Raw genomic sequence first — 21760 nt, forward strand, 5'->3', positions numbered from 1 at the left:
TCTTTCCATTCCCATTGTCATTCATCTCTTAAACTATCCACCGGGTTGGCTATCGCTGCGCGTATCGCCTGCCAGCTTACCGTGAGCAAGGCGATCATCACGGCTGCAAACCCGGCCGCGACGAACATCCACCATTGAATTGCAATACGGTAGACAAAATCCTCCAGCCAGTTGTTCATGGTCCACCATGCGATGGGTGAGGCAACGACGGTAGCGATCAGCACCAGTTTGACGAAATCTTTGGATAGCAATCCCACAATCCCTGAGATGGTAGCTCCCAACACTTTGCGGATACCAATTTCCTTGGTGCGTTGGAAGGCGGTCAGTGTAGCCAAGCCAAACAGACCGAGGCAGCTGATGAAAATCGTGACTCCGGTAGCCAGGTTAATCAGTTTACCAACCTGCCGTTCCTGATTGTACAGGGATTCAAGCGTTTCGTCGTAAAAGCGGTATTGATAAGCTTCGGCCGGATAAAATTGTGCCCACTTTTCGCCGATGGCTTTTGTAGTGGCCTGCCACTTTCTGGGGTCATGGCTGTCTAGTTTGATGTTGAATGAAGAAAGCCCTGTGCGCTCCATATAGAGGATTGTTGGGGTGATAGCCGTGTAAAAATCTTGCGTGTTGAAATCCTTGACCACCCCGGCAATGGGATGCATGCTGTTGCCCCGTTGTCCGATGACTTGCCCTACAGCGTCCTCTGGGGTAGCAAACCCGAGTGCCTTGGCCGCAGCCTCGTTGATGAGGAATTCAGAAATGGTGTCTGACGCGTGGATATTCCTGCCCGCCAGCAGTTCCAGCTCGTAAAGCGCCAAATAAGCGGTATCAATGCTTTTTTTGAAACCAGTGATTTCAATCGGGTCTTTTTCGGCAGGCGTATAACCGAACGGACTTGACGAATAGCCCGAGGAGAGCGGCGCGGTACCCAGGGCCACTTTTTCGACGCCGGGAAGCGCACGGATTTCGTTGAGCAGTGTAAACTGCTTGTCTTGGTAGCGTGTATCCGATAGGTATTTCCAGGGTACGTTCACCAATATGGTAGCGTCTTTGTTGAAACCCATGTCGGCTTTGAGGGTGTAGCGTAGCTGGGTACCCACGATGATGGTACTGATAATGAACACCAAGGCGATGGTGAACTGGAATACAATTAGTACCTTTTGCAGGTTTAATCCGCTTTTGGGCGCCGAGATGGTAAAGAAACTCTTGAATACCTGTACGGTCCTGACCTTGGTAATAAGCCATCCAGGATACAGACCTGCCAGCAGGGTAACCAAGACCACCACACCCAATAGGAAAGCAAGTAAGGTCATGAGGTTCCCATCCGGCGTAACACCTTGTGGGATGATGTCTGCCAGTAGCCAAAAGGCCATTCGGCCAAACCCGAAGGCCAACACTGCGGCCACCAAAGTAGTAAGGAGGGTCTCTGAGAGGAACTGGCCGATGAGCTGCCAGCTACCCCCGCCAAGTGTTTTACGTACGCCGATTTCCTTACCCCGGTGCGGAAGTTGTGCTACACTCATGTTTACGTAGTTGATGCAGGCAAGGATCAGTAAGAATGCGCCTATGCTGACGAGCCCATACATCACCGATCGGCTGGTTTTGGTTACGCCAAACTCGGCGACGTCGGTTGAAAAATGGACATCCCGGATGGGGAGCAGTTCATAGGTGCGGCCACGTGTGGGCATATTGTTTGCTCCTTGACTTTCCTGCTCTTTCGCAAGGGCGGTCCAATGCCTGGCATCCAGCGCATTGATTTCGCGAAGCTTGGCATCCACGTCTACACCTTGGCCAAATTGCAGGTATAGCCGATCGGTACCGTTGGTGTTGGTCCATACATAGGTTTCATAAGCGACCCGGGGCAGCACGACAAATTCCTGGCCGGTAAACTCGGATGGCGTGTCATAATCGGCTACAATACCTGTAACGGTGCGGGTCACCGTATCGCGGCCATAATATGTAATGGTTTTATGCAGGACGGCTTCCGGTTCGCTTGTTGGAAAGTAGAGGCTGGCCCGGCTTTCAGTGAGTACCACACTTTCTGGAGCGTCCATGGCCGTGCGCTTATCACCTGCCAACCACCGGTAAGGGAGCATCTCGAAATACGATGATGTGGTGGCCACGATGCCGTCGGGTTCTTCCTTGACAAATAAGGGTTGATTTTCCCGTTTGATTTCGACGCGGTATGCCCACTGACGAAACGCGGGAACCACCTGCTCCACGCCGGTGATTTCGTCTTCGATTCCCTGGTAAAGTGGAGCCGATACGCCTCCCATCCGGGATTCCTTGCCATCCCTGCTAAATGCGCTGATGACTTTATAGATTCGTTCACTGTTAGGTAAATCCGCGTCATAGCTGAATTCGTGGTCTACGATGCGATAGATCACCCAACAGGCACTGATGCCGATAGCAAGGCCAAAGATGTTGAGCAAGGTAAACATCCGGTTGCGCCACAGGTGGCGGAGGGTGGTTTTAAAATAGTTCTTGACCATAAGTTGAAAAATTACTCATCCCGCAATGACTCCACAGGGTTGGCCCGATTAGCCTTTGCACACAATCCAACAATCAATCCGTAAGCCAGCACAAAGACCAATAGGCAGACCAGCAAATAAGCGCCTAGGCCTTGGCTTATCCTGTACGCATACCCTTCCAACCAGTTGTTGGTCACCCAATACGTAATTGGCCAAGCAATCAGGTTGGCCAAAATGATGAGGCGGGTATAATCCTTCACAAACAGCAATGTCAGGTGCCTGAGCTCTGCTCCGAGCACTTTTCTCACCGCAATTTCTTTGCTGCGCTTAGTCAACGTAAAGCTTACGATGCCAAATATACCCAGCGCAATAATCAGGAAGTTCAGCGCTGTGGCCACATCGGCCGCTCGCTTCAACTGCAGCTCCGATTGGTACAGGGCGGCAAACTGATCGTCCATGAAGCTAAACTCAAACGGTGCATCGGGTACCAGTTTTTCCCATTGCTGCTTAATAAGCGGGATAGTTTCAGCGATATTCGCACCGCGTAGTTTCAACGAAAGAAAGCGATAGGAAAGCCAATCCTGCACGTGGAAGAAGGCAAGGGGTTTGATTTGCTCTTGCAAGCTGGAGTAGTTGTAGTCTTTCACCACGCCCGCTATGGTGACCTCACTGCCCGACGAAGCAGGCCGCAGTTTTTGATTGACGGCTGTCTCCGGGGTCAGTCCCAATGCTTTGACTGCGGATTCATTGAGTACCACTTGATTGGGGATGTGGCCACCGCTTTGTGCAAAGCAGCTCCCAGCGAGTACCGTCATTCCAAACGTCTGCGCATAGTCCTGATCCACCCCGATGGAGTGAATCATCGTTTGGGGGCTGTCGCCTGTGGCCAGCATGAATCCGAATGCATTCGGCGGTTGGCGCTTGGGCACCTCAAATGATAGCGAAGCGCTTTCCACGGCCGCCAGCTCGGTAAGTGCGTGCTTCACGTCCATCATTTTTTTCACGCCGGCAGCATCCCATTGTTTCGGGAATGCGGTAATCACCATCACCTGGTCTTTGCTGTAGCCAATGTCTTTCGAGAAGATGTAGTCTACCTGGCGCGATACGATCAGTGTACCGATAAATACCGCAATGCCCAGTGTAAACTGGACTGTCAGCATCGTCTTGCGAAGCGTTAAATTGCCTATAGCACTGTCGATCTTCCCCTTGACGGCAGCGGTTACCGGCGACGAACTCAGCCTAAACGCAGGATAAATACCTGCCAAAAGTCCAGTAACGAGCACCAGTGCGGAAAGACCGGCATAAGTTGTCCATCTGAAATCGAATACGGAGTCTAGTTGGGTATTTAGGATTTCGTTGAAAACGGGACGTAACAGTTGGTAAAGCGGGAGGGAGAGCAGTGCGGCCAGCGCGGTTAGCAACAACGCCTCGCTGAGAAACTGGATGATCAGTTGTTGCTTAGCACCACCAAATACTTTGCGGAGTCCGATTTCCTTTAGGCGCTGTGATGACGTTACGATGCTGATATTGATGAAATTGATAACAGCCATTACCAAGATGAACAGCGCCGATAGCGATAGGATGGTAATCATCCGGCGAGCTGCACCGCCATTGTCATTGAGGTAGTAGTCTTTCACCGGAGCCAGCCCAACAGTGAGGTTTTGCTGGATGTTTTCGGGGGTATATTTGGCAAGTACCTCCTGGCAAGGCACTACGAGGTCAGCCGGTGTAACACCGGGCTGAAGTTGGATCATGCCTATTTCAAACGGATTATCCCAACCGGACGCCGGATCTTCAAAACCGTAGTACATGTTGCCTTCCGTGGGCACGAATACGGAATAGTTGTCGCCAATCAGATAGGTAACCGAATTGAAAGGGATGTCGGCGATGACCGCCGAAACGTGATAATCTTGTTTTTCACCCTGTACAGTGCTGTGTACGCTAATGGTTTCGTTGATGGCGTCTACTTTGCCGTACAGTTTCAGGGCCATACTTTCAGTAATGACGGCGGAATGGTTGTTCGGAAAGGGCCGGTCGGTATTACCATAACGGATAGGAAAGCCATACATTCGGATGAAAGAAGTATCACCGATGGCAATATCCTCCACAAAATGTTTGTTGCCGGCAGAGACCACATTATTTACCGGATTGTACCGGTAATAATCAGCCACCAGCAAGGGATATTCTTCGCGCAGGGTTTTTGCGAGCGGCCCCAACGTGGTAATATCCAGCCCCAGCTCTCCGTTTTTCCAGTTGCTTTTGACGATGTATTGGTTTTCGACGTCCCGGAGTGAGCGGTTGATGTTGTACTGGTTGAGCACATACACCCCCACAACCATGGTAAACGTAATGCCAATGGTCAGGCAGAAAACGTGAATGAAAGAAAATAACTTATGCTTGGTCAGGTAACGCCAACCCGTTTTAAAATAATTCTTAATCATTTCTTTAGTAGTTCTTTTATCCTTGTTCCGTTTTATCGCTCTATCCCTGGTTCCACTTCCTATGACCATTTTTTAGCCGGTTGCGAAGGCGACCTAGGATTCAGTAGCGAAGCGCCCTGAATCCAGTTGGCGCGCAACAGGCTAAAACATCATTCATCCCTCAGGCTATCTGCAATATTTGCCCGCGTGGCTTTAAAAGTATGGATGCCTACAGTCAATGCCGCGACGACCAGTACGCCCAATGCAGCCGTTACGAACTGCCACCCTGTCAACGGAATACGATAGGCAAAACCCTTGAGCCACTCGCTGGCAGCCCACCACCCCAACGGAACCGCGATCAAAACCGCGATGGCAATAAGCCGCATGAAATCCTTACCCAAAAGCAATCCTAGGTCAGCAATTCCAGCCCCCAGTACCTTGCGGATGCTGATTTCCTTGGTTCGTTGATTCACTAGGAAGGCAGTCAGGGCAAATAGACCCATTAGCGCAATGGCAATAGCGGCAATGCCAAAGAAATTCACTATGCGTTGCAGCCGGAGGTGATTGGCGAATAGCTGTTGGAAATTGTCATCAAGAAACGTATGCCGGATGGCGAAACCCGGTTCAATGATCTTCCATGCTTCTTCGATAGCGGTCACTGGTTTCCGGAGGTCACCGCCACTCAATTTGACGAGGATGGCACCGCCCGACTGGAACATACAGGCTTCATTGCCAATCGTGTATACCGCAGGCTGGACGTGTTGTTCAAAGCCCAACACATTGAAATCACGCACCACGCCAATCACTTGGACCGGGATACTATCGCAATACGGGAAGGTAATATAAGCGTCACCTGTTTGCTGGAGCCCCAATCGTCTTGCGGCAGTTTCATTGACGATGGCCGTGCGTGTGTGCTGGTCAGCCTGGCCGTTGTTAAACAATCGCCCTTCAAGTAGATCGATACCCAACGTGTTGAAGTAATCGGCACTGACCTTGACAGATGTCAATCGATACGCTTCTCCACGGTGTTTGAATGCTACGGTGGAAGTGTCTACGAAAACATCACCCGGAACCGTCGTGGTTTTGGCCACGGATTGTACACCCGGAATCTGGAGTAGGGTATTCCGTATTGCGCCAAAGCCATCATCCCGCGACTTTTGCATGTATGGCTGTATGCGCAACACCTGCTCCCCTGAAAATCCAGTGTCTTGGTTTTGCATGTAATGCAGTTGTTGGCTCACCACCACGGTGCCAAAAATAAAGAAGGCGGCCACCACAAACTGGACTACGATCAGCGCGTTGCGCAATGCCATTCCTTTCGTGCCACGTGAATAATCGCCTTTCAGTACTTTGGACGTATTGTATCGAGAGAGGAATATCGCCGGATACATTCCGGATAACAGGGTAATCACCAGCAAACTCAATAAAAACTGCCATAGCAATGAAATGGTACTTCCAGTTTGAAGGAAATCCAGCTTAACGCCGAATTCCCGGTTGAAGTAAGGAAGCATTACGCTGAGTAATAACATCGATAAACCCAGGGCAATAAAACATTGAAACGCTGTTTCACCCATAAACTGCCAAAATAACCGCGCCCGACTGGAGCCGAGCACTTTTTTCACACCCACCTCCTTGGCTCTACGGATGGAAGCCGCGATGGATAGGTTGCTGAAATTGATGGCACCGGCCAGTAACAATAGGGCTGCCAATACTAATAGTATGGATACGGTGGTAATATTACTGTCGCCGTGCTTGGGGAAGTTATGCAAGTCCGGCACCGCATCAACAAACAAACCAGCTTGGTGACCTTCGTCGCGGAACGCTTGATAGGTAAGACCTTCACTTTCTTTTACCCGGTGATTGTAGTAAAGCTCGTCAACCACCCGTTCGATGTCTGCAACGGGTAGGGTTTCTTTGGTTTTGATATAGGTTTGAAACGACTGATTAGCCCAATGGAAATTGGATTTTTCGTAAGGTGCCCGGTACACCAGGTCCACATCCATGTGCGACGGTCTGTCGGGTGTTTTCAGCACACCAGTTACTTCGCAATCAAAACCATTGAACACCCTGACCGTTTTTCCCATAGGATTTTCGTCGCCGAAAAGCTTAGTTGCCACTCGATCACTGATTACCATGGCGTTGGGTCGATTAAGCGCTGTAAAGGCATCTCCTTGTATGAAGGCATAGGGAAACACCCTAAAAAACAGCGAATCGGCAGAAAGGGTGTTGTCCTGATAAAATTGCTTATCTGCTACGGAAAGTGGGACTTCGAAACTACCGCCCGCCATGATGCTGGTTGCCGATGTTACCTGCGAGGCATTATCGCGCAATAGCGCTGCCAAAGGCGCACGTGTGGTTTCGAAAATATCGTCCTCACCCCGCTCGGACACCTTGTACACCCTTTCCAGTTCCGGGTTCCACCGGTCGTAGCTCAGCTCATGGTTGAGGTAAAGCAGGATAACAAGGAAACTGGCCATACCTATGGCCAACCCTAATATGTTGATGGAACTGTACGCTTTGTTTTTCCAAAGGTTGCGAAGGGTGGCTTTGAAGTAGTTTTTAATCATGTTATTTAGTAGTTAGCACATCGTACTTAGTGTTTAGCTAGGGTGGTCCCTGCGCGTATTCCTTTTTATTCCATATTGTCCCAAATTCCCTTTTCTACTCCTAATTGTTTTTAGCCTCTTGCGAGTCCGGCCTAGGATGTGGAAGCGAAGCGCCCCAGATCCAGTCGGAATGCAATAGGCTAAAAACATCATCATTCGTTTCTCAAACTATCCACTGGGTTGGCCATCGCTGCCCGTATCGCCTGCCAGCTCACCGTGAGCACCGCGATCACCACAGCAGCAAAGCCTGCCGCTACAAACACCCACCACTGGATATCGATGCGGTAAGCGAAATCCTCGAGCCATTTGTTCATCGTCCACCAGGCGATGGGGGAGGCGATGATAGCAGCCAGCAACACCAACTTCACAAAGTCCTTAGCGAGCATGGCCACGATAGCCGTCACCGTAGCTCCCAATACCTTACGGATGCCGATTTCTTGGGTACGTAGGCTCGTTGCATGAACGATAAGACCAAATACGCCGAGCGCGGCCAACAGCATGGTGAGAAGGCTGAAGATGCCAAATAATTCCCGTAGCTTTTCTTCGGCCTGGTATTGTTTCGCTAGCGTCTCCTTTACCAGTTGTATATCGAAAAATTTCTCGGGATAAAGACGTTTCCATGTCGCCGCTACCGACTGCATCACACGACTTTCAGCTCCCGGGCGGCTGCGGATGAGCAGGGCGCCGTATGCAGGGTCGCGATAGCCCACGATGACAGTGGGTACAGTTTCTTTATGCAGCGATTCGCTATTAAAATCCGCTACGATACCCACAGGCATGACCTGTGCCTGTTCAAAATGCTCGTTCAATCCTACGACCTGGTTGAATAAATGCGCTGTGCTCGCCGTCATCAGGCACGGACGCATGGTTATCCCCTCGGCTTCAAAATCATTGGCCGTAATGGCATCTCCGGGCATCGCAGAATCGAGCAGGCGACCTTCTTTCAGTCGCAATCCCAGGGTCTTCGCCATGCCGGGCTCTGCATCGATGTACCAAACGTCGATCTGCTCATTTGGGTTGCGGGGGTCTTCCATGGTCCTTACCATGGTGCCAGCACCGTCTGTAGGTAGCCAGTTGCTAAAGCTCAGCGAAACGATATCCGGATTTTTTTCTAATTCAACGCGCAAAGCCGTGGATTTACCATCCCACGATACATGGTTGATACTCAGCAAGCCTTCGGTGTTAAATCCCACATCCTTTGTTTTAAGGAAATCCACCTGTTGTTGTACCACCAGCATCGATACCAATATCGCAACTGCAATCGCAAATTGGATCACTACCAGCCCTTGGCGTAGCCATCCCTTACGCGCGTGTTGGCCCTTCAGTACGTGATCGATGCTGCCCACCGCACTGAAGCCGGATACCAACCACGCGGGGTATAGCCCGCTGAACAAGCATACCAAAAGGAAGACCAGCACAGCAGCGGATAAGTAAGACCATAACGCGGCAAAACTGAAGGCGAGGGGATGTCCGATAAATCTTTCCAGCGAGGGGAGAGCCAATTGATAACAGCCTATGGCTAAACAGGCTGCTATACCAAAGGTAAACAGCGATTCAAGTAATGACTGCGTCATGATGTACCGCCGGGAAGCACCTAAAATTTTATGAACGCCCGTATCCTTAATCCGGCTGCTCGCACGGGCGGTGCTTAAGTTGATGTAATTGATACAGGCAATCAACAACAGCAACACGGCGACAACAGAAAAGATGTAGCTATGCTGGATATTACCCTTGACGGGCTGGTAGGCCGAAAAGTCGGTTTTCAGGTAGATGTCTACCATTGGCTGCAGGGCGAATTGCATGGTTTTATCTTCACTGTAGCTATCACGGTACCAGTTGTTCATTTTTTGCTGAAACGCTATAGGGTCGGTGCCTTCACGCAATAGGATGTAATGCCGAGCAAACATCATGCTGCCGAGCCCCTCGTTGAGTGCCAATTCTTTCCGCTCTTTCAGTAATATCATGTCGGCACGCAGGTGCGAATTCGTTGGTAGGTCCTTCATCACACCGGCGATTACATATTCGTTGGCCTTTTCGTCATAATTAGGCACATCGTAGATGCGTTGGCCAAGTGGATTCTTTTCATTAAAATATCGCTCACTAAATTGTTGGGATATGATGATTTTCTTGATGTCGCCGGCTGGCGTCAAATCTTCTTGGCTGATGAGCTCAATATCCAATAGCCGGTGGACGGAACTATCCGCATGAAGTATCACGGCATCCAATTGTAGTTGATCGGTCTTATTAATTTTTAAGTGAGCTGTAGCCGTATATAGTTCGCTATAATCCACCACTTCCGGGAAAGTCTGCTTTAGCGAAGGAGCAAGCCCGGCGTATACCGTACCACCCTTTCGGGTATAGTCTCCGCCGTCCTGCCGGATAGAGAGCAGCCTATACAAGTCTGCCGAGTGACTCCAATGTTTGTCATAAGATAGCTCATCAAATACCACCGTGCCGATTACCAAACAAGAAGCTATCCCCAATGTCAGCCCTAAAATACTGATAGCGGAGTATAGCCTCCCTTTCAACAGCGTACGAAAAGCAATTTTTATGTTATGCATCATTTAGTGAACAATTATCGTTCAAGGCAACATTTTCTAGACCAAACCTATAATGTGTTGGTTGTCAGTATAATGATCGTGTGTGTTGCGATAGCAGTGTTCGATATCGAACACCTGCTGTTCGGATGTGAACAGCAGGTGAGGTATTTTATATCTCGTGAATTCCCGTTATATTTCCATTTTCTACTCCTTGTTTTTTTGTGTTACGTATGCGGCCTAGGATTCAGTAGCGAAGCGCCCTGGATGCAGTCGCCGCGCAATAGGCTTAAAACTAAACTAAACATCACTCATCCCGCAAACTGTCTACCGGGTTCGCTGTTGCCGCGCGAACAGCGTTCAGGCAAACCACTGCCAATGCCATGCATAAGATAAGCAGCCCTACGATAACGAATACCCAAAAAGATATTTCGATATGGAAGGTGTAATTTTCCAGCCAGTTGTGCATGAGCCACCATGTTAAGGGTGTAGCAACCACGAAAGATATGAGCACCAATTTCAAAAATTGCCTCGACATCAGCAGCATCACCTGCTCTACCGTGGCACCCAGCACTTTTCGAATACCGATTTCCTTGAAGCGTTTTTCAACCATAAAAGACGCCAAGCCGGCCAGTCCGATGCAGCAGATGAAAATCGCTAAACCAGCAAACACATTGGTAATCTTATTGATGAGCTCTTCCGTAAGGAACTTGGTCCCGAACTCATCATCGGCAAATTGGTACTCGAACGGATATGCCGGATTGTACTTTTCAAATACGGATTCGATGAAGGGCAAGGCCTGTTGCGGCTGTACCCCTTCACCCAAACGTAGGGAGATTACCCCTGTGGCGTTCGGATTATAAAACGTCAACATCGGATCTACCGGTTGATACGGTGACTCCATGACCACGTTTTCTATCACACCGGTAACATGGTATTTCTCATCACCGAAACGCATTTCCATGCCAATCGGATTTTTCAAATCCATCGCTTCCACTGCCGCATAATTGAGTAGTACAGCGGACGAATCAGCGGGCATCCCCGTAAAATCCTGCCCTTGCAGTACCTTGATGCCCATCGTTTTGGTAAAATCCACGTCTGTTCGGATTCCAGAGATAATCAAATCCATATCGGCGGGTTTCCCGTTCCAGTCGGGCGCACCCGATTTCCACCATACCTGTGTAATGGGTGAACTCGAACGTGTAACGGCCTGTACCAACTGACTCGCTACGAGTTCCTGTTTGATCACACCGAAGTTTTTCTTCGTATCATCCGTTGCGGTGATCATGATCAGGTTATCGGGATTGTACCCCATATCCCGGTTTTTAACATAGTGCAACTGCTGATAGACAATGACCGTGGCGGAGATAAGCAAAAATGAAATAACAAACTGACCTACCACTAGGAAATGCCTTGGTAACGCTGCGTTGCCGCCCGTAAGAAACGTACCCTTCAGTACCTTCACCGGATTGAAGGACGAGAGATACAGCGCCGGGTAGCTGCCAGCCATGATACCGGTGAGTAGCACAATGGCTAAAGCGCCCAACCAAAAATAAGGCTGGGCAACATCCAATGACAGATCCTTGCCTACCAGTGTATTAAAGGCAGGTAACAATGCATATACCGTACAAATGGAAAGTAGAAACGCTATGAACACCAGAATCGTCGATTCACAAAAGAACTGAAGGATCAATGGCGTCTTCCCACTGCCCAGGGTTTTGCGCACACCGACTTCCTTGGCCCGTTTTTCAGACCTCGCCGTAGAAAGGTTCATGAAATTCACGCAGGCGATCAACAAGATGATAACAGCAATAATCGTAAATAGCCGAACATATTCAATCATGCCGCCTACATTTTGTCCGTTCTTAAATTCGCTGTAAAGCCGCCATTTACTCATTGGGAAAGTGAAATACGTACTAACCTTGTCATTCGGATCGTGCTGCTTTTTTATGGTGTTGATGGTCTCGTCTATCTGCTGCACATCCGCCCTGGGTATCGCTTGCACATACACCCGCCAACTGGATCCGCTCCAGTTGCTCATCATGCGCCGGACATCGGCATCAGAATAGTTGAATGGGCGGATAAGGCCGAATTGGAAGCTGGAATCCCCGGGGGGATCGGCGATTACCGCCGTTACCTTCAGTTCCCTGTTTTCTTCAACAACCGTGATGGTCTTGCCAATCGGATCCGCGTTGCCAAATATCGCTTTGGTGGCTGATTGTGTAAGCACCACAGCGGAAGGATCATTTATCGCAGTGGCAGGATTACCTGTTATGAACTTCCAGGAAAATACGTCAAAGAAATGCTCGCTTACCGTGTAGCCGCTTTGCTGAAGCAGCACATCGTTGTAACGGAGTGTTAGATCGTATCCCTGTGTTGTCACAACGGCATGTTCGATTTGGGGGCTGGCATTTTCCAGTGCATTGGCAAGTGGCAATACCATGTTGTAGTCTGTAAATATGCGGTTGTTAAAATCCCGGTTGGCGATGACTGTATAAATATCATCGTAATTTTTGTGGAATTTGTCATAGCTAACCTCGCTTCGCACCCAAAGTAATATGAGTATGGTACAGGTCATTCCAATGGTCATCCCCAGCAAGTTGATCAACGCGAAACCCTTGTTCCGAATTAAATTTCGCCAAGCGGTTTTAAAGTAGTTCTTCAGCATCTTTTTAGTAGTTAGTAAAAAGTACTTAGTACTTAGAAAGGACGGTCATTGTTCTTTGTCACTTTCATTCGTGTTCTATAAAATCTTTCACCCGCTATTCCCCTTCCATCACTTACAGTTTTAACCTGTTGCGAGTCCGGCCTAGGATACAGTAGCGCAGCGCCCTGGATCCAGACGTCGCGCAACCCTTTCCACTATCATTGATTTCAGCCTGTTGCGAGTCCGGCCTAGGATACAGTAGCGAAGCGCCCCAAATCCAGATCTGTGCCCCCTTTCAATCACTTCCTGTTTTAGCCTGTTGCAAAGGCGGCCTAGGATACAGTAGCGAAGCGCCCTGAATCCAGACGCCGCGCGACAGGCTAAAACTAAAACCTCACTCATCCCGCAAACTGTCTACCGGGTTCGCTGTTGCCGCCCGGATGGTATGAAATAATACCGTAGCCAACGTGAGCAACAGCACCGCAATGGCCGATAGCAGGAATGGGATGACGGATAATCCAGTATTATACGTAAACAACTGCAGCCACTTGTGCATAAAATACCACGCAACGGGGAATGCAATCAAGCACGAAAGACCTACCAATACCACAAAATTGCCGGTGATTAAGGGCATGATCCGGCTCACGCTTGCACCCAATACCTTGCGGATACTGATTTCTTTCTGTCGTTGTTCCGTGATAAATGCGATGAGCCCCAGTAACCCGAGACAGGTAACAAGGACGGTCAGCACAGAAAATGTCGTAAACAATTTACCTCGTTTCTGATCAGCTGCATATTGCGAGTCGAAATCTTGGTCGAGGAACGTGTACTGGAACGGCAATTCGGGGAAAAATGTCTTCCACGCTTGCTCCACACGGGCAACGGTTGCTGGAATATTGCGCGGATCCAGTTTCAATTGAATATTGTTGCTATTGGGCCTATAAAACAGAATCAATGATGCAATCGGATTATACAACGATTGCTGGTTAAAGTCTTTGACCACACCCACAACCTCGAAATAGTTGCCTGACGTGTCGCCCGGAAACTTTACGGTTTTCCCAATGGCGTTTTCACCCCATTCAAATTCCTTGACCATTCGCTCATTGACGATGATGCTGCGCAGCGTATCCGGCAAACCCGAAAAGTTCCTGCCCTGCACCATTTCCATTCCCAGGGTGTTGATGTAGTCTTCATCGATACCATAGGTAAAGACACCTTTATCGACAAACCCGTTTTTGGACTCGACAGTAAACAGATTAAAGTTGATGTTCGCTCCGGGCACCGCTTGCGATGTACTGACGGCAAGCACCTGCGGGTTTTGGCGCATTTCATTTTTGAAGGAGAGAATCTTGCTGCGTACATCCCGCTGTGAATTGGCGGTCACCGTCAATACCCGATCCTTATTAAACCCCAGGTCTTTCGAACGGAGGTACGCCAACTGGTTAAAAACCACCCAAGTGCAAATGAGCATGATGATCGAGATAGAAAACTGGATGACGACCAGTGCTCGGCGGAGTGTTACGTTGCTGGAACTCTTGGAAAGACTTCCTTTCAACACGCTTACCGGATTGAATTTTGAAAGATATAGCGCAGGATAGCTTCCTCCCATCAATCCGACGAATACTACGACAACCAGTATCGTCAGCAGCGTGTTGGGCTGCAATAACGTGTCAAATGAAATCGATTTGCCAGACAACGAATTGAATATGGGCAATAGCAACGCAATAAGTCCGAGGCTTAGCAGTAACGCAAACAATGCAGTCAATATGGATTCAACAAGGAACTGCGAAATCAGCTGCCACCGGGAAGAACCCGTAACCTTCCGTATACCGATTTCCTTCGAACGTCTGGCAGATCGTGCGGTTGTCAGGTTCATGTAATTGATGCAGGCGATCAACAGCATGAAAAAGGCAGCCGCAGAAAAAATGTAGATGTATGAAATGTTTCCCAATTCTTCCGGTTCGCCCTGCATGTCTGAGTGGAGGTGGATGGCTGTAATCGGCCGGATCCCGAACCGTATATTGATTTGGAACTGCGCAAAAATGGTAGCCAGGTATTTATCATACATCGGCAACAATTTCTGTTCAAATGAGGAGGCATTGGTATTGGGCTTCAGCAGTACATAGGTGTGAAAACCGAAACCACCCCAATTGTTTGCAAAATCCGCAGGCAGCGAACTTCTGGAAATCAAGACATGGAAGATGATATGCGAATTCTTGGGAACGTCTTTGACCACACCGGTTATTTTATACACATCCCCATTGGTGTTCTCCAATGATTTTCCGAGATAGCTGTCGGTTTTCCCGAAATACTTTTCAGCGACCGACTGCGTAAGCACCATCGAATTGGGCGCTACCAATGCCGTCTTTGGGTCTCCTTCAAGGAACGGATGCGTAAAGACCCGGAAAATATTGCTGTCGACGATAAAAACCTTGTCTTGATAAAGGCTTAACTCTCCTTTTTTGTACAATACATTCCCGTTATCCACAAACCGGACGGCCTCTTCCACTTCGGGATAGTCCTTGCTTAATGCCGGCGCCATTGGAAAGGGGGTAGATACCCATTTCAACGTGTCTTTTTCCGGTTCTTTGATATAGGATTCGACCCGGAATACCCGGTCTGCCTTTTCATGATGGCGATCATAACTCAGTTCATCCTGGATGTAAAAAATCAGGAACAGGCTGAATGTGATGCCGATAGTAAGCCCTAGAATATTCAACAGGCTGTACCACTTGTCCCGCTTGAAGTTGCGTAATGCAACTAATAATAGGTTTTTTATCACGGCTATGACTTTTAAAAATCTCTTCTTATATCTGGTGTTTAGCCTGTTGCGGAATCAACCTAGGAATTGGGGGCATCGCGAACCGATTCCAGTTGATGAGCAACGGGCTAAAACATCACTCATCCCTAAGCGAGTCCACCGGATTCGCCACCGCCGCTTTGATAGCTTGTGAACTTACGGTGAGCAACGCTACCACCAACGCAAACAATGCCGCCAAACCGAACATCCACCATTCGATTTGGATGCGGTAGGCAAAATCGGCCAGCCATGTGTTCATCATCCACCAGGCAATGGGGGAGGCGATGATTGCCGCGATAAACACCAGCTTGACGAAGTCGGCCGAAAGCATACGTACAATGCCGATTACCGAAGCGCCCAGCACTTTGCGGATACCGATTTCCTTGACCCGTTGCTGCGCCGTGAATGCTGCCAGGCCAAACAACCCCATGGCAGCTACAAGCACGGTAATCAGTGAGAAGATATTCAGTACGCTGGCCGTCTGCGCTTCCTGTTTGTAAAGTGCTTCATACTCCTGATCGAGGAAATGGAAGTCGAAAGGCTTATTCGGATTCACCGCTTTCCAAGTGCTTTCGATGGTCCTCAACGTATGCGTAATGGATGCTCCATCCGCCGTTTTGATGAACAGTTTTCCAAACCAATTGTATTCCGGGAACAGGACGATGGGTTTCACTTCCTCATGGAGCGAGGCGAAGTTGAAGTTGGCTGCTACGGCTTTGACCCGACCTTCCCGGCCATTCATGTTGATCCACTTGCCAATGGCTTCCTCGGCCGACCAGCCCATGGTTTGGGCCGCTAGCTCATTGATGATGAAGGCATATTCGCGGGTATTATCGTCATCAAGATTGGATCGCGCGATATCCGCATCGGTGAGGTTGCTCCCAGTAAGGAGCTGGATGTCGAATACCGGTACGAAATCCTTTTCAACGGGGATGGCCGTGACGCTCAAGGCAAAATTCGACTCTTTACCGTCTGCTCCCATGATGGTATAACCACCCTTTACATTCACCGGTGAATCGTAGGAAGCTGTTACACCTTGTATGCCCGTTTTACCTAGCAGCTCGTTTTTGAACGTCTCAATGGTTTTCACGGGAAGCGAAGAACCGTCTAGCACCACAACCTGTGATCGATTCAACCCCGTATCCTTGGTTTGGATATAATGCAGTTGGCTTCCGGCGATCACCGTGCAGACAACGAAAAGGATGGAAATACAGAATTGGAATACCACCAAGCCTTTGCGCAATTTCCAGCCGCTGCGGGTATTGGTTATTTTTCCTTTTAATACGGTAACGGGTTTGAATGCCGATAATACGAAGGCAGGCCACCCCCCGGCGACTAGGGAGATGAGGATAAAGAGGGTAGCGATACCCACATAAAAGCGGATATCATTCCAATGCACCATGCTGATGTCCATGCCCACATACCGGTTGAAGAGGGGAAGGGCAAACAGGGCCAATGCAAGGCCTAGGATGATTGCAAGAAAAACAGCAAAGGCCGACTCAAACAGGAACTGGCGGAACAGCAGCCCGCGTTCGGCACCTAGTACTTTCTTCACGCCGATCTCCTGGGCCCTTTCTGCTGATTGCGCTGTCACCAGATTAGTGAAATTGATGCAAGCGATGAGCAACAATCCTATGGCAATACCGCCGAGGATATACAGGTAGGCAATATTGCCCGTGCCTGCTGCTTTGGAATAGAGGTGCACCTCGGTAAGTTTTTCAATGTTCAATTGGTAATAATAACCCCCTGATTTTATGGACTCGGCAAATTGCTGTTGTACCAATGCATCGACCTGCTGCTGAAGTGGGCCAAAGTCGATAGGGCTTTTAAGCAGCAACAGGGTAATATCATTGGCCGAATGCCAAATGAGATTACGTGAGCGCTCTAAGGTCGTGTAAGCGAGCACCGCCGAAAAAGACAATTGGGTATATGCTGGTGGTGGTTGCACTACACCAGTTACCTGCCACGGCTTTTCGTCGATCAAAATGCTTTGACCAACGGGATTTTCATCACCGAAATATTTCTTGGCCATCGGCACCGTTAGTACCACCGATTGAGGTTGGTTAAGCACGGTATGCGGGTCGCCGGCCACAAACGGATAAGTCAGTATCTCGAAAAATGCACTGTCTGCGTAGATAATATTGTTCTCGTTGAGTAGCTGATCACCATGGCGTACCGTCAGGGTTCCTCGGTTGTAGATGCGTGTCGCTTTTTCAACTTCCGGAAACTGATTGCTCAATGTAGGCCCTACAGCCGTTGGGGTAACGCCCATATAGCGCATTTCAGCATCATCGGGCGACTTATATCCAGCTGTAACTAATGCAATGCGGTCTGCATATCGGTGAAAGCGGTCAAAGCGGAGCTCATTGAGCAGATAAGTGCCTAGTAAGATAAAACATGTGATACCTACGGCAAGCCCAACGATACTGATGGACGCGGTGGTTTTATTTTTCCAGAGATTGCGCCAAGCGATTTTTAGGTAATTCTTAATCATAATTGTCAGCATTCGGCCATCAGCCGTCAGTTTGTATACGAATCAAAAGATGCATTACATTTTTTGCGCCATAAATGTAACTGATTGACGGTGAGTTTTTTATTGGTATATTGTGTGGTGTTGGTGTTCGATATCGAACACCAATTGTTCGAAAGCGGGCAGGGGTTGCCCGGTTTGGTTAACGAGCTACCATAGCTGCTTTAATCCGACAGATTGATATTGGCTGATGGTCTTGTCTTTGCTCAATAAGGTTAAGTCATGAGTGATCGCTTGCCAGATAAGCATCCGATCAAAGGGATCGCGGTGCCAGTCGGCTTTCAAGAGATGGTATCCCGCAGCTTCTGATGGTTTGAGCGGAATAAACTCAAAACCACTTTCTTGGGCTAGTATCGGCAGCTCCTCAGGAGAAATTCCGGTTAGGTCTAATTTGCCCAATCTATGTTTCAAAGAAAGTTCCCAAAAGCTCACAGCGCTGACAAATACAGGATGACTGGCGTCTTCCAACAAACGGTAAACGTTGGTTGATAGTTTTTTGCGATCTAGGATCGCCCAAATGAACGCATGTGAATCCAGGAGGTAACTCATCTGAGCAACTCTTCTTCTGTCATTTTATAATCGGGTTTAAACACTGCCTTTGCCTTTCCCTCCAATATTCCCAGCTTGCGTGTAGGTTTGGTAACTTGTGATTCCGGAAGAAAATAACCCACGATTTCTTTCCTGCGGCCGTAAGTCACCGCAATCCCTACGCCCGATTTAACCTGCTCAAGTACCTCTGCAAAGCGTGTCTTGAATTCGCCAACTGTCATGGTCTTCATGTATACAAAGATAGGTTTTTTTCTTGTCAAGTTGTCAAGAATATGAAACCGGTATTTTCTCATCCTCAACCCCTTTTTCTTACCCCATTGTTTTAGCCTGTTGCGAAGGCGGCCTAGGATACAGTAGCGAATCGCCCTGAATCCAGCCGACGCGTAAACCTTTTCCATCCCCATTGTTTTAGCCTATTGCAAACCCGAATCCCTTTCCTACCTACAATTGTTTTAGCCCGTTGCGCAAGCGCCCTGGATCCAGACGACGCGCAACAGGCTAAAACCAACCCATCACTCATCCCTCAAACTATCCACCGGATTCGCCAATGCCGCCCTTATCGCCTGCCAACTTACCGTGAGCAGCGCAATTACCAGCGCCGCCAAGCCTGCCATTGCAAACATCCACCACTCCATATCAATGCGGTAAGCAAAATCATCCAGCCACTTGTTCATCATCCACCAAACAATCGGTGAGGCAATCACCACGGCCACGAGCACCAGCTTGATAAAACCTCCTGATAGAAGCGCTACTATTCCAGACACTGATGCGCCAAGCACTTTGCGGATGCCGATCTCCTTTATGCGTTGTTGCGCAGTATGCAGGATGAGGCCGAATACGCCCATGGCTGAAAGGAATAGCATTAAGCCGCTAAAGAACGAGAATAAAGTCTGCTGCTTCTGCTCGGCCTCATATTGCTTATCTAAAATATCAGTTACCCATTGCGCATCCAACAAGCGATTGGGATAAAAATCCTTCGATAGCTTCACCAGCGATTGTTGCGCTTGCCGTCCCATACCCGGCGTGGCGCGGATAAACATCCCGGTATCATCGGGGTTCTGTTCTGCAAAGATGAACACGGGGCCTAGGGCGTGGTGTAGGGATTCGCGGTGGAAATCTTGTAGGATGCCAACCGGTGTATAACCTAATTTTGGGATGGTCACACCCAACTTTTGGATACCTAATTGCTTAGCGGTAGACGCCGGAATCAGTGCCGAACGCGAGTTGATGTATTGGCGTCGTTCAAGGCTATCCATTTCGGAGGCGGCCATCATGTCAAAGACATCTGTCCCGTACGCCGCGTCTAGGTATCGGCCTTGTTGGAGTTTGAAATCCAGCGTACGTGTAAAATCGAAGTCGGCAACGATGAAATGTATGGCAATTTTTTCATTCTCCTTTTGCGGATGGTCAAACGAAGGCCGGGAGAAGATGGTGTTGCCGTCCACAGGATTCCAACTGGCGATACTGGCGGCTTCAATACCCGGTAGCTTCTTCAGTTCGGTTTTGAATAGTTCTCCTTTTCCTTCCCAGTTGCGGAAGCCAATATGTAGCAGGCTTTCTTTGTCGTATCCAATGGGTTTGTTGGTTAGGTAATTCACTTGATGCCTCACCACCAGCAGTGCTATCAATACCGCGATTGCGATCGTAAATTGCAGAACAACCAACGCTTTCCGCAAACCACCTGCGCTGAAGAGATTGCCTTGAAAGAGCTTGCCGCGTAGCGTGTTGGATGGCTTGAGTCCTGATAGTATCCAAGCGGGGTAAGCGCCGGTAAGAGCACTTACTCCAAAAACAAGCAACAAGGTAATGCTTAATATACGGGAGTCGATTAGCAGCGAATGTTCCAATTTATGGTCCATAAAGCTTTCTACCACGGGTAATGCCAGTGCATAGAGGGCGATGGCGACTAGTGTGCTTATCAAGAAAAATAATAGGGACTCCGTGAGGAATTGCCCGACAAGCTGACTGCGTTGAGCGCCAAGAATTTTGCGAACTCCTGTCTCTTTAAGCCGTTGCATCGCTTGAGCGGTACAGAGGTTTACAAAGTTGATGCAGGCAATGAGCAGGAGCAGGACGCCGACACCGATGAGGATATAGATGGTGCTGCGATTGCCTCGCGCAGTGATTGCGCTGTCGTAGTCGGAGTCGAGGTAAACATCGGTGATGGGCTGTAACCCGTAGACTTGCTCGCCTTCCTTCAGTTCAATGTAATGCCGTACCCAGTTGTTCATCTTTTTAGTGAATGCTTGCGGATCCGTTCCAGGTTCTAGCAGATAGTAGACTCTTGAGTGGAAGAAGGATCCATCTTTGCTTAATGTGGCATTTGTGGGTTTGGTGAGGGCGACGACATCTGCCCGAAGGTGGGTGTTTTCAGGGATGTTTTTGATGATTCCCGTGATTAGGAAGGTGTGCTTTTCGTTACTCCACGTGGGCACATCTTCGATAATTTTTCCGACAGGATTCTGGTCCTTGAAATACGTATCACGGAAGCGTTCGGTAATCAGTAGGTTCGTTTGCCCGGCGATGAAGTTAGGGCGCCGACCATCGACAGGTACCAAATCAAGCATGTCGAACGCATTGGTGTCGGCATTCAGCACCCGCGCCGCAATACCGTCAGGATTTTCTAAGCCCAAACGGAATCGCTGTTTGACCGTCGATATTTGGGAAAATTGTACGACCTCCGGAAAATTATCCTTCAAGGCTTTACCAAGTTCGGCCGGCGAGTAAGGTGCTTTTTGGTGGAACCCATCACCCATGTTTCTATCCTGGTAAACTTTGTACAGGTCTTGTGCCCGTGTCCAGAATTTGTCGTATGATAGCTCGTCGATGACCACGGTGAATACCAGCATAGCGGCGGTAAGCCCGATGGTAAGTCCGAGGATGTTGATGACGGCGTAAGCCCGGTTATTTACTATCGTGCGCCATGCGGTTTTGAAGTTATTCCTTATCATTTTCTTTCGTACCGTTTCAGTCTGTTGCCACCCCCACCTAGGATGTGGTAGCGAAGCACCCTGAATCCAGCCGACGCGTAAACCTTTTCCATCCCATTGTTTTAGCCTATTGCAGACCCCAAATCCCCTTCCTACCTACAATTGTTTTAGCCTGTTGCGAAGGCGGCCTAGGATACAGTAGCGAAGCGCCCTGAATCCAGCCGACGCGTAAACCTTTTCCATCCCCATTGTTTTAGCCTATTGCGGAATCAACCT

Annotated in this window: 10 protein-coding genes; all 10 read right to left on the minus strand. The window is 49.0% G+C overall.

Annotated features, from left to right (window positions below):
* Positions 1–17 precede the first annotated feature (17 nt).
* The 10 genes from IEV98_RS06080 to IEV98_RS06125 all read right to left on the minus strand — a co-directional run bounded on the left by IEV98_RS06080 (position 18) and on the right by IEV98_RS06125 (position 21505).
* A complete protein-coding gene (locus IEV98_RS06080; protein ID WP_188504988.1) occupies positions 18–2486 on the minus strand; it encodes an ABC transporter permease in 2469 nt (822 codons plus the stop codon).
* Between the two features lie 11 nt (positions 2487–2497).
* Positions 2498–4906, minus strand: coding sequence for an ABC transporter permease (locus IEV98_RS06085; RefSeq protein ID WP_188504989.1), 2409 nt, complete (start codon positions 4904–4906; stop codon positions 2498–2500).
* A 149-nt stretch (positions 4907–5055) separates the two neighbouring features.
* Positions 5056–7452, minus strand: a complete 2397-nt coding sequence (locus IEV98_RS06090) for an ABC transporter permease (RefSeq protein WP_188504990.1) — start codon at positions 7450–7452, stop codon at positions 5056–5058.
* A 191-nt stretch (positions 7453–7643) separates the two neighbouring features.
* On the minus strand, positions 7644–10055 hold the full coding sequence (locus IEV98_RS06095; protein WP_188504991.1) for an FtsX-like permease family protein: 2412 nt from the start codon (positions 10053–10055) through the stop codon (positions 7644–7646).
* A 280-nt stretch (positions 10056–10335) separates the two neighbouring features.
* Positions 10336–12696 carry an ABC transporter permease gene (locus tag IEV98_RS06100; RefSeq protein WP_188504992.1) on the minus strand — a complete coding sequence of 787 codons (2361 nt, stop codon included), beginning with the start codon at positions 12694–12696 and terminating at the stop codon, positions 10336–10338.
* Between the two features lie 373 nt (positions 12697–13069).
* Positions 13070–15457 (minus strand): ABC transporter permease, encoded by a 2388-nt coding sequence (locus IEV98_RS06105; protein ID WP_188504993.1) that lies wholly within the window; start codon positions 15455–15457, stop codon positions 13070–13072.
* Between the two features lie 115 nt (positions 15458–15572).
* The gene (locus tag IEV98_RS06110; protein WP_188504994.1) at positions 15573–17969 is read right to left on the minus strand and encodes an ABC transporter permease; all 2397 of its coding nucleotides are present in this window, start codon (positions 17967–17969) and stop codon (positions 15573–15575) included.
* A gap of 186 nt (positions 17970–18155) precedes the next feature.
* On the minus strand, positions 18156–18554 hold the full coding sequence (locus IEV98_RS06115) for a type II toxin-antitoxin system VapC family toxin (RefSeq protein WP_188504995.1): 399 nt from the start codon (positions 18552–18554) through the stop codon (positions 18156–18158).
* Positions 18551–18784, minus strand: a complete 234-nt coding sequence (locus tag IEV98_RS06120) for a type II toxin-antitoxin system Phd/YefM family antitoxin (protein ID WP_229738600.1) — start codon at positions 18782–18784, stop codon at positions 18551–18553. Before IEV98_RS06120 ends, IEV98_RS06115 begins: the two co-directional genes overlap by 4 nt.
* Before the next feature lie 282 nt (positions 18785–19066).
* A complete protein-coding gene (locus tag IEV98_RS06125; protein ID WP_188504996.1) occupies positions 19067–21505 on the minus strand; it encodes an ABC transporter permease in 2439 nt (812 codons plus the stop codon).
* Between the last annotated feature and the right edge of the window lie 255 nt (positions 21506–21760).

Origin of the sequence: Parapedobacter pyrenivorans (assembly GCF_014636865.1) — a bacterium.
Taxonomy (GTDB): Bacteria; Bacteroidota; Bacteroidia; order Sphingobacteriales; family Sphingobacteriaceae; genus Parapedobacter; species Parapedobacter pyrenivorans.

Excerpts from the sequence above, each read along its gene's own strand:
- IEV98_RS06080 (WP_188504988.1), bottom strand. The coding sequence starts at position 2,486 with ATGGTCAAGAACTATTTTAAAACCACCCTCCGCCACCTGTGGCGCAAC.
- IEV98_RS06085 (WP_188504989.1), bottom strand. The coding sequence starts at position 4,906 with ATGATTAAGAATTATTTTAAAACGGGTTGGCGTTACCTGACCAAGCAT.
- IEV98_RS06090 (WP_188504990.1), bottom strand. The coding sequence starts at position 7,452 with ATGATTAAAAACTACTTCAAAGCCACCCTTCGCAACCTTTGGAAAAAC.
- IEV98_RS06095 (WP_188504991.1), bottom strand. The coding sequence starts at position 10,055 with ATGATGCATAACATAAAAATTGCTTTTCGTACGCTGTTGAAAGGGAGG.
- IEV98_RS06100 (WP_188504992.1), bottom strand. The coding sequence starts at position 12,696 with ATGCTGAAGAACTACTTTAAAACCGCTTGGCGAAATTTAATTCGGAAC.
- IEV98_RS06110 (WP_188504994.1), bottom strand. The coding sequence starts at position 17,969 with ATGATTAAGAATTACCTAAAAATCGCTTGGCGCAATCTCTGGAAAAAT.
- IEV98_RS06115 (WP_188504995.1), bottom strand. The coding sequence starts at position 18,554 with ATGAGTTACCTCCTGGATTCACATGCGTTCATTTGGGCGATCCTAGAT.
- IEV98_RS06120 (WP_229738600.1), bottom strand. The coding sequence starts at position 18,784 with ATGAAGACCATGACAGTTGGCGAATTCAAGACACGCTTTGCAGAGGTA.
- IEV98_RS06125 (WP_188504996.1), bottom strand. The coding sequence starts at position 21,505 with ATGATAAGGAATAACTTCAAAACCGCATGGCGCACGATAGTAAATAAC.